This is a genomic window from Pseudanabaena biceps PCC 7429 (assembly GCF_000332215.1).
Taxonomy (GTDB): Bacteria; Cyanobacteriota; Cyanobacteriia; order Pseudanabaenales; family Pseudanabaenaceae; genus Pseudanabaena; species Pseudanabaena biceps.
Genome location: NZ_ALWB01000204.1, coordinates 1 through 10,343 on the forward strand (window position 1 = coordinate 1; position 10,343 = coordinate 10,343).

General features: G+C 42.2%; 8 protein-coding genes. 1 reads left to right on the plus strand and 7 read right to left on the minus strand.

Translation table 11 applies throughout. The features are described from left to right. Window positions 1–177 precede the first annotated feature (177 nt). The 7 genes from PSE7429_RS18225 to PSE7429_RS23845 all read right to left on the minus strand — a co-directional run bounded on the left by PSE7429_RS18225 (window position 178) and on the right by PSE7429_RS23845 (window position 9,048). Window positions 178–447, minus strand: coding sequence for an NIL domain-containing protein (locus PSE7429_RS18225; protein ID WP_009628794.1), 270 nt, complete (start codon window positions 445–447; stop codon window positions 178–180). A 497-nt stretch (window positions 448–944) separates the two neighbouring features. After that, the gene (gene cysW / locus PSE7429_RS18230; RefSeq protein WP_009628795.1) at window positions 945–1,820 is read right to left on the minus strand and encodes a sulfate ABC transporter permease subunit CysW; all 876 of its coding nucleotides are present in this window, start codon (window positions 1,818–1,820) and stop codon (window positions 945–947) included. Next, a complete protein-coding gene (gene cysT, locus PSE7429_RS18235; protein ID WP_009628796.1) occupies window positions 1,813–2,679 on the minus strand; it encodes a sulfate ABC transporter permease subunit CysT in 867 nt (288 codons plus the stop codon). Before cysT ends, cysW begins: the two co-directional genes overlap by 8 nt. Before the next feature lie 89 nt (window positions 2,680–2,768). Beyond that, on the minus strand, window positions 2,769–3,944 hold the full coding sequence (locus PSE7429_RS18240) for a sulfate ABC transporter substrate-binding protein (protein ID WP_009628797.1): 1,176 nt from the start codon (window positions 3,942–3,944) through the stop codon (window positions 2,769–2,771). Window positions 3,945–4,566: 622 nt separating this feature from the next. Next, window positions 4,567–5,910 (minus strand): hemolysin family protein, encoded by a 1,344-nt coding sequence (locus PSE7429_RS18245; RefSeq protein ID WP_009628798.1) that lies wholly within the window; start codon window positions 5,908–5,910, stop codon window positions 4,567–4,569. Between the two features lie 259 nt (window positions 5,911–6,169). Then, entirely contained in the window at window positions 6,170–7,699 is a 1,530-nt protein-coding gene (gene malQ / locus PSE7429_RS18250) for a 4-alpha-glucanotransferase (protein WP_009628799.1), read from the minus strand. Between the two features lie 77 nt (window positions 7,700–7,776). After that, on the minus strand, window positions 7,777–9,048 hold the full coding sequence (locus PSE7429_RS23845; protein ID WP_009628800.1) for a late competence development ComFB family protein: 1,272 nt from the start codon (window positions 9,046–9,048) through the stop codon (window positions 7,777–7,779). An 853-nt stretch (window positions 9,049–9,901) separates the two neighbouring features. On the opposite strand from PSE7429_RS23845, the gene PSE7429_RS18260 reads away from it, so the two are divergent. Continuing rightward, window positions 9,902–10,267: a hypothetical protein gene (locus tag PSE7429_RS18260; protein ID WP_009628801.1), complete on the plus strand. Its 366-nt coding sequence runs from the start codon at window positions 9,902–9,904 to the stop codon at window positions 10,265–10,267. The last annotated feature ends 76 nt before the right edge of the window (window positions 10,268–10,343 follow it).

Consider the following 10,343-nt stretch of genomic DNA (forward strand, 5'->3'; position numbering starts at 1 on the left):
CCGCGCAGCGGGCGGTATGCTCTTCTAGGTTTTAAGTTTACTTATGCCTAGCTACTTAGTAGTGATTAGCTTTAGCAATTATGGCTGTCGCCACTCGCGTTAGGACAAAATCAAAATCCAAGAAGAGAAGGTTGGCGCTTTGCGCCAACCTTCTCTTCTTGGGGGTGATAGCTGTAGCTAAAGTGCGGTATTGGGGTCGTGGTGATCTTCCCAGATTTCAATATCGAGATCGTTGAGATAGGCGATCGCTGTTTGAATTTGAGCAGCATTGCCTGTCAGGTTTAGATGAAACCAGCCGCTACCCGCATGAGCGCCTAAACTTGCGGACACAATATTGACAACGACCCCATATTGGGAAATCAATTGAGAAATAACAGGTTCATCATGGAGGTCTTCGGGAATGCGGATCTTGACATCTTTGGTTATAGGGCGAGTATCAATAGTCATTTAGAGAAACTCCTTATAGTTTTTTACTAAGGACTCTAACCTATCGCTGTCAAAATAGCTTGTTCTGACTGTTACAATTACCATCATTTTTTAGATATAGTTTATTAATCATAAAAAAAGACGACACTATAGGTCGCCTCTTCTGAATAATTATCAGTTATACCAAAGCTGAAAATGGCGTAGCCATTTTCAGCTTTGAAAACCCTTACTAGGTTTAGTTTTTAATTCACAAAAGTGTTGTCACACTTTCGTGAATTGGTATTATACCAATTCCCAAAATGGCGTTGCCATTTTGGGAATCTCAAAACCTGACTGGGTTTGGCTTTTAATTCACTGAAATTCACTGAAATTCACTGAAGTGTTGGCTCACTTCAGTGAATTGGTATTAAGTAAGTGGGCTTAATTAAATATAAAACCCTAAAACCTGCGGCGCACGCTGCGCTTGCGCCGCAGGTTTTAAATCTGGATTTTAATTATGCTGAGGTACTTAGTTTTAATTAACTTTGCTTCTTGCTGGTTCTACGTTCTAAAATTTCCTTGAGAATCAGCGTAACTACGGCTAATAGAGCTAGAAGTACAGCAGCCGAATAGGCGACTTCAGTTTCGTATTGCTTGTAAGATTCTTCCACAAATAGCGGTAAACTTTGCGTCTTACTAGCGATATTCCCTGAAACCACGGACACCGCACCGAACTCGCCCATAGCTCTAGCGTTAGTCAAAACTAATCCGTAAAGTAAACCCCATCGGATATTGGGAATAACTACTCTCCAGAAAATTTGCCAATCACTAGCACCAAGGGTACGTGCGGCTTCTTCTTGATCGGTTCCCATTTCATCGAGAACGGGAATGACTTCACGGGCGATGAAGGGCATACTTACAAAAATGGTGGCGAGTAACATTCCAGGAAAAGCAAATACAACCTTGATGTCATTTGCTTCTAGCCATGAGCCAAACCAGCCCAGTCGGCCGTATAACAAAACGATCATTAAACCTGCAACCACAGGGGAGATCGAAAATGGCAGGTCAATAATGCTCAGCAACAAAGCTTTGCCAGGAAATTGATTACGGGCGATCGCCCAAGCCGCACTGAGTCCAAAAATAGTATTAAGAGGTAAAGCAATTACGGCTAAACCGAGAGTGAGCTTGATCGCATTTTGGAAGTCAGGACGCTGTACTGCTGCCAATATTGGACCGAAGCCTTTACTAAATGCGGTGACAAACACATTTGCCGCAGGTAACAGCAACACCAGCCCTAGGTAGAGAAAGGAGATGGCAATTAAAATAGCTGGCGCAAAATTCTTTCTTTCTTTGAATGTGGCTGGTTCGGGTGAGCTTTGAGGGTGATCGGCGACAGAAGAATTGAGATTAGCCATAACGTTTGCTCCATGCTTGTAATAAGTTAATGGCAAGTAAGCTCACAAAGGAAATTCCTAGCATGACTACACCGATAACTGTTGCTCCTACATAGTCATATTGTTCGAGGCGTTGGAAGATTAGAACTGGGGTAATTAGATCCTTAAATGGAGTATTGGAGGCAATAATTACAGTCGAACCATATTCACCGACAGCACGGGAAAAACCAAGAGCTACACCCGTTAAAATCGAAGGTGTAAGCGGAGGTAGAATTACCTGAATAAAGGTTTGCAATTTAGAAGCCCCGAGCGACCAAGCCGCTTCTTCAATTTCTTTTTCTAACTCGGAGAGAACGGGTTGGACAGTGCGCACGATGAAAGGCAATGAGATAAACATCATGGCGATCCAAACGCCAAGGCGAGTGAAAGCAATTTTAAATCCTGATGGTGCAAATAACGAGCCAATCCAGCCCTTTTCACTGTAGACCGTAGCTAGGGTAAGCCCCGCAACCGCAGTGGGTAGAGCAAAGGGCAAATCAACTACGGCTTCCAAAAATCTTTTGCCAAAGAAATTGTAGCGAACGAGAACCCACGCAATCAAAGTTCCGAAGACACCATTAATGGCGGCAGCAGCAAAGGCGGTGACGAAGGTAATTTCATAGCTAGATAGGGCTAATGGACTAGTAGCCGTTTTCCAGAAGCTCTCGAAAGGTTGGCTGACGGCTTTGGTCAGCATCGCGGCGATCGGCAAAATTAACAAGAAAGCCAAATAAGTAAAAGTAATTACCCATGTCCAAGGAATCTTGGTGAAGAAATTGAGGATTGGGTTCGATTCCGATCGCTTTTTATTAGGGGGCGAGGAAGGGGTTGTCGTTACCATGTTGTCGTTAGTTTCAAAAAGCTTGGGTTAGATCCAACAAGGGGCTGAAGCCCCTTGTAAATGTTTAAACTATTAGCCTCTAGTAATCTCTAGCGCTTGATTTGAGCTTGAATTTGATCAAAGGCTGCACCATCAGCAAAGAATTTCTTGTTGATTTCACTCCAGCCACCAAGATCCTTCGCTGTAGCAAGTTCTTTGACTTTAGGATAAAGATCGACAAATTGCTTTTCTTTAGCTACTGTTTCGTCAACTGGACGGAACCCAAGTTTTGCAAATTCAGTTTGAGCTTCGGGAGTATAGAGGAATTTTACAAATGCTTCCGCCACTTCCTTGGTGCCATGCTTGGCTACATTTTTATCAACAATAGCGATCGGATTGTCGATAGAAATATTTACATCAGGGATTGTATAGCTAACCTTTTGTCCTTTTTGACTAGCCAAAACAATCTCATTTTCATAATTAATAAGCGCATCGCCTTGACCTTGCTTAAAGAAAGCATCGGTGGCTTCACGAGCATCTTTAGTCAAGATTGGTACATTTTTAAAGACTTTAACGAGTGATTCTTGAGCCTTAGCATCGCTACCGCCTTTCTTTACGGCTGCATTCCACAATGCTAGGAAATTCCAGCGGGCTACACCTGAGGTCTTGGGATCAGCAGTAATTAAACTTATGCCATCTTTTTCTAAATCCGACCAATCTTTGATCCCTTTAGGGTTGCCTTCACGGGTTACGAGGGCAGCAACGGATTTGGACACGATTGAATCATTGGGGAATTCCTTCTCCCAGCCCTTGTCGATCAGTCCTGCTTTTTCGATTTTATCGGTATCAGCACCAAGGGCAAGATGGACAACATCAGCTTCTAAACCATCGATGACAGCGCGGGTTTGGGAACCTGAACCACCATAGCTTTGTTTAAAAGTAACTTTTTGGTTTTGCTCCTTTTGCCATTTTTCCACAAATTTAGGGATAATTGCTTCGTGAGCTTGCTTGGTGACAGCAAAGGAGACGAGGGTTAGTTCGATATCTTTTTTAGGAGCGCCTGCGGGAGCCGTTTGAGCGGCTGGGCTACTAGCTTTTGTCTCAGTTGCTGTGGGCTTGGTGTCGCTCGCGGTGCAAGCTGCTAAGGTGACGCTGATCAGCGCACCAGCTAAGAAGAAAGAGACAAATCTGCGTCCCCATTTATGACTAAATATGCTGCTAAATAAATTAGCGATCGCCTTGATGGACGATTGTAAGAAGCTGACAGGTTTCTGCCTTGAACTCATGAGCGTATCTCCAAGAAATTAATCTACGATATATTGATAGGAATACCGTGTTTAAATACCATACAATATTTTTCTTGGAGATACAAATAAAATCGGCATTGCTAATTTTTGGTATGAATCAACAATTCCTCAAAGCTGCGGAAGCAGATTTGGTTAATCCCTAATTTCTGAAATTTGTTTGATTTATGCTTTCCTTTCGTAACGCCATAAAATCTGCCATTAAAGTAGTCACGAAAGTGTGACAACACTTTCGTGAATTGGTATAACTAACCAGAAGTATTAGAAGTTCTAATATTCTTTTTGTCTAAATAATGTCAGTTCGGTTTAATACCAAGTTAAGAAATGGCTACGCCATTTCTTAACTTGAAAACCCTTACTAGGTTTAGTTTTTGGTTTGGTTTTTAATTCACAAAAGTGTTGTCACACTTTCGTGAATTGGTATTAAAAGTGTTGCAAAGCAACACTTTTAATATATGGCTGGGTTGGGATTTGAGTGCAAAGCGCTGTAATGCACTGTAATAGGAAAATTTAGAATTGCTTGAGAATTGTTTGAGAACTGCTTGAGAATTGTTTTAGAACTATTTGAGAACTACTTGAGAATTGTTTTAGAACTATTTGAGAACTACTTTTTAGGGTTTTGTTTTTGCTCGTTGTCTGGAAGCGACTCTAAGGGCGATATGTTGACCAATACTTTATCAACACGATTTCCATCCATATCCACAACTTCAAAGCGAATTCTATCCCAAGTGAAATGTTCTCCTACCATAGGAATATGGCGGAGATAGGTCATCATCAGCCCCCCTAAAGTATGGTAATTATGATCTTTTTCGTAGGGGAGCTCTTCTACCTCGATGATTTCTTTGAGCCGATCGCTCGATACCATGCCATCGATCAGCCACGAACCATCTTCTCTTTGCATGGCATCGGGATCGCCTTGGCGATCGTTAGAGGGGAGATCGCCCACGATCGCTTCTAATAAGTCCGTTAGGGTTACCAATCCCTCAACACCACCATATTCATCGGTGACCATGGCTACGCGATCGCCAGATTGTTTGAACTGCTCCAAGACACTTAAGGCACTTGCCGTTTCTGCTACGTATAGAGGTGGACTGCTAACTTTAACTAAATCGATCGGATTTCCGTGAAGGCTCGCATTGAGAAAGGCTTTAATTTCGACGATGCCAACGCAGTCATCAAGGTTTTCTCTGGCGACGGGGAAACGTGAATGTCCACTGGCTAAAACCTCTCGCTGCGTTTCTTCAAAGGGAGCATCCACATCTAACCAATCGATCTCAGTTCTGGGAGTCATCAAGGATTTGATCGGGCGATCTCCTAGGCGAAATACTCGCTCGACCATATCCTGTTCAGCTTCTTCAAACATTCCTGACTCAGCACCCTGAGCGATCATCACTTTGATTTCTTCTTCCGTAACTTGAGATTCCTCGTTTGCCTGAATTCCTAATAGACTAAGTAAAGCCTCTGTTGATGTACTTAACAAATAAACAATCGGTGTCCCAATATTGGCAAGGAATCGCATCGAAGGGGCAACTGCACAGGCAATTTTTTCCGCATTGCTCATGGCTAGCCGCTTGGGAACTAGTTCACCAAGTACCAGAGAGAGATAAGTGATGATGCCAACGACAATGGAAAAGCTAAGGGATTCACTGTAGGGTCTTAGCACGACTACCGTATCTAGCAACTCCTTAAGGCTTTTTGCCACAGTTGTACCCCCCAAAGCACCACTTAAAATCCCAATTAAAGTAATGCCAATTTGGGTAGTTGACAAAAAGTTATTGGGAGAGCTAATTAGTCTTAAGGCGGATCTGGCGTTTGCGTTTCCTTCTTTTGCCCATTGTTCTAAGCGTACTTTGCGGGCAGAGATAATTGCTAGCTCAGACATGGCAAAAATGCCATTGGCAATAACAAGCAAAATGATGAATAGCGCTTCAAAGGCAAGGGAAGACATTGTTTTGTGGCAAAACGACTTTATGTGAATCGTTTGTGAAATTTGTTAATGATAGATATATATTGTCATACCAAATTTTGTGTCAAGTTTCCTAGGACTAAGATAGAGGTTTGGTAAGAATTGCCAAACCTCTGTGTGCTGGTAATTCTGATAACTAGCAATTCCCTAAATATAGCAATGTAAGGTTTGCTTAGGGCATACCCCCTAAAGATGAGTGGCGGCGCGAAGCGCCGCCACTCATCTTTAGGGGTGATTCGTCTTAACGGCTGTAGAGCTGGGTAATTTGCAGTAGGCGATCGCTGAGAGTGGGATTGAGTAATTCGGGATCGTTATAGCGCCATCCCCAATTCCCTGTCGCCGTCCCTGGAATATTCATCCTTGCACTGTTATCTAGACCAAGAACATCCTGTAAGGGGAGGATTGCAATTAGGGATACCGCTGCCATTGCCATCCGAATGAGTACCCAGTTAATTGGCTCACCAGCGGCATAGCCAACTATATATTTATAAAATAAATCCTTTTCGGATTGGCTCGCTCTTTGCCACCAACCTACGGCAGTATCATTGTCATGGGTTCCTGTATAGACGGCACTGTTCCGTACATAGTTATGGGGTAGATGAAAATTATCGGAACCACCGCCAAAGGCAAACATGAGGACGCGCATTCCAGGGAAGCCAAAATCATCGCGCAATTTATCAACTTCTGGGGTAATCACGCCCAAGTCTTCAGCAAGAATTGGCAGCTCGCCCATCACTTCACGCAGCTTTGTGAATAACTCCGTACCTGTGGCAACTTGCCATTCTCCATTTACCGCCGTTTCCTCACCTGCGGGCACTTGCCAAAAGGCTTCAAATCCTCGGAAATGATCGATGCGGATAATATCAACATAACGATTTAAAAAGCGAAAGCGATCGATCCACCATGCAAATTGCGTTTCTTGGAGATATTCCCAGTTATAGACTGGGTTTCCCCATAGCTGACCTGTCTCGCTAAAGTAGTCAGGTGGAACCCCTGCCATCTGTGCTACTTCGTAAGTTTCGGGATCGAGCGCAAAGTTGGCGGGATTTGCCCAGACATCGGCACTATTGTGAGATACATAGATGGGAATATCGCCAATAATCTTGATGTTTCGCATATTGGCATATTGCTTAAGTTTCAGCCATTGATCAAAGAAGATAAACTGGACGAATCTTTGAAATTCAATGCGATCTTTGAGTTCTATGCGTTTTAGTTCTAATGCTTGCGGTTCCCGTTTGGCGATCGCAGGTTCCCAATTATTCCAAAGCACTTCCGTATTTTCTTCGTGCAAGGCCATGAATAGCACGTAGTCTTCTAGCCAATCGGCTTCCTCGATGCAAAACTTTTTGAACAGTTCCTGAATTAAATATAAATCGTGGTGATGCTGAAGATCTTGATCGAGATATCCTTGTTGAAAGCGTTTAAAGGCTACCTCTAGGAGTTTCCGCTTGTAAGGAATCACAGTCGCAAAATCAACGCGATCGCGATCGAATTCAGGAAGATCTGCCCAATCCTCTTCTTTTAGTAAATGTTGTTTGGCTAGTAGCTCGGGACTAATCAGATAGGGATTACCTGCGATCGCGCTAAAGCTCATATAGGGAGAATTCCCGTATCCTGTTGGACCAAGGGGGAGCACTTGCCATAGCTTTTGACCACTCCGCGACAAAAATTCAATAAACTGATAAGCTGTCTCCCCTAAATCCCCAATCCCAAATTTACTGGGTAAGGAGGTGGGGTGCAATAAAATACCACTAGTGCGCTGGAAGGACATAAACTCAAATTTTTAGATCTGGCTTTACTTTACCGTTTTATAGCTGCCGTTGCTTGTATTCTTAAAACCCTTGCAGATCAAATAATGCCATCGGCTGCCATCTCTTCGCGAGTATAGCTAACTGAAAAATCGAGAAAAAATCCATACAACTCGATCTCAGCGACCGCAGGAAAAAGACGCAAGGTGCTGATCCCTAAATTCTTGGGATTGTCAGCTAGCCAACCAAAAGCTTGTTTGGTATGCGCTTTTACAATAAGTACCTCCCCATCGTTGTTATAAGCCAGTGATAAATCCGCATCCCCAGGTTTTAGATACATTTCACTATAAATTTGTCCGAGCATTCGCCATTGCTGCCGCCAATTACTGATACCTTGCTTCTCATTATTAATGGCATATTCCGCTAAGGAGGCGATATTTTTCCATGTGATATCATCGCGCTGAAAAATCATGCGCAATTCATTTATTGCTTTTTCGCATTCTTCTTCAAATTTGAATAATGGGATGGGATCGGCTAAGCGCCGAGGTGTTTTGCCGAGAGTCATTAAAGATTGAATTACCGTTGACTCAATCTGACTGGATAACTGCTCCTTAGCTTTTTGGGTTTGCCAAATTACGCCCTGCTCCGAGGTGGCATACATTGCGGGTAGTCGGTTTAGAACATAGGCACAGACATCATCAACCCCCACTTTGCGAGGCAATACATTTGCCATATAGGTCAGTTGGTTTTTTACTTCTCTTATAGCTAGATCTTCTAAAACATTTACCAGAAAATAAGAAGCGGAAATAATATAAGAATTAAGTTCGGGATTCGGTAAATCAGCCTGATATTGCCAATCCCGATCGCTTGCCCGATCGCTTGATTGTTGGGGATTTTTACGTTGTAGATAACCTTTAATATCTTGTAAGCGATGGCGATCGTTAATACTCAAACCGACATAATCCTGTGAATGGCTTACGAGGTTAAGGGTTTCTTGAAAGGCTTGTGGTACGTCCTGCCATTGTAAAGACAGCTTGCTAAACAGTTTTTGTAATCTAGATAAAACATGGGCTGGCGTTTCTACTTTACTAGCGGCGAGTTTGGTGGACTTTCTCAAAGGATCGCGCTTGATGCCAAGTAAAGCCTGCTGGACGGCACTGGTTACTTGATTTTTTAGTTCACTATGGGCGCGTTTGCGCTGTTGCAGCCAGCCTCGGCTAGTACTAGCATAGAGCACAGGCAATCGATTAAGCGCAAAGGCTGCCACCTCGCTAAGGTTAATTGCTTCACGTATGGGTTGGCTGATTTGCTTGAGTTGCGCTTGTGCTTCTACGACAACGATTTCCTCAAGGACATTTTTGAGGCTAGTCATAAGTTTTTGCTGCTAGAAATTTACGTTTGATCGTCCTTATATGGGAATCCCCAAGAAGTTTTAGAAATCGCCCCAAAAGGTTGAATCTCAACTCTCGTATTTATATTAGATGGATGATTTAAAAGTAGTCTGGAACTAGAAAAAATTTTTATAAATATAATACTCAGTATATATGGCACTTCCCGATCTGACTTGAATAGTAATCAGGCTCAGCCCATCTGATTTAAGGTAGGAATGTTTCTCATCCGTTTGAAGATCATAACCCGTAATGTAGACAAATCAAACCCCTAAAGATGAGTGGCGGCGCGAAGCGCCGCCACTCATCTTTAGGGGGTAAACCTTAGGTTGCTATAAATGTTTAAGAATGCTAAGTAGCTAGGAGATCCCAAAGCTGTGGCGCACGCTCTGCGTGCGCCACAGCTTTGGGGGTTTTATATTTTGCGCTTAGATACTTGTATAGGGAGATTGACTTATAGACTCAAATAGCAATCTGGAAAAACTTGCGATTTTAAACTTAGATTTAGTTTTGATTTTTCGTTCGATTTAATCTATTTATATCTACTTATATCTATATTATATCAGTGGATTTTAGCCTAGCGTAAAATCAAAATCCTGAAATCAGTCACACTAAATATAAAGAGAGAAAGCAAACTATTACATTATTAAGTATGCGATATTTTAAGAAGACAATAAAACAAGGATTTATAGGTATGTAAATAAGTCAGCATCGTTAAAAAAATAAAACTAGAGCCTTTGTCAATCGCTGAGTAGGCGGTAAAGGCTTTTAGGTTTTAAGTTTATTTATGCTTAGCTACTTAAGTGTATTATTAATCCAATCCAAGAATTAAAATTCATGAATAGCGATCGCCGCATAAAGCCTCAAAGAAATTACCAGACCTCTCTCAAATTAATATTAATTATTCCCTTTGTATTGCAAATTATTGGGGCTGTGGGTTTAGTAGGATTTCTTTCCTATCGTAGTGGGCAAAAAGCTGTAGACAATATTTCTGAATCTTTGATGAATGAGGTGGGCGATCGCATTCACGAAACCCTAAAAAATTATTTCCGTAAACCCACGGAAGTGCTCCAAAATAATGCTAACGCTATTAAACTCGATTTGCTTCCTTGGCAAGATTTTACTGGTTTAGAGAAATACTTTCGACAACAACTGCAAGGGGAGCATCTCACTAATGCAATGAGTATTTCTACTTATAGATGACATATGAGAAAATGAATAAAAAATAGAGGTTAAAAAAAGATGACACCCGAAGAAAGCAAAGTTCTGAAAGAACATC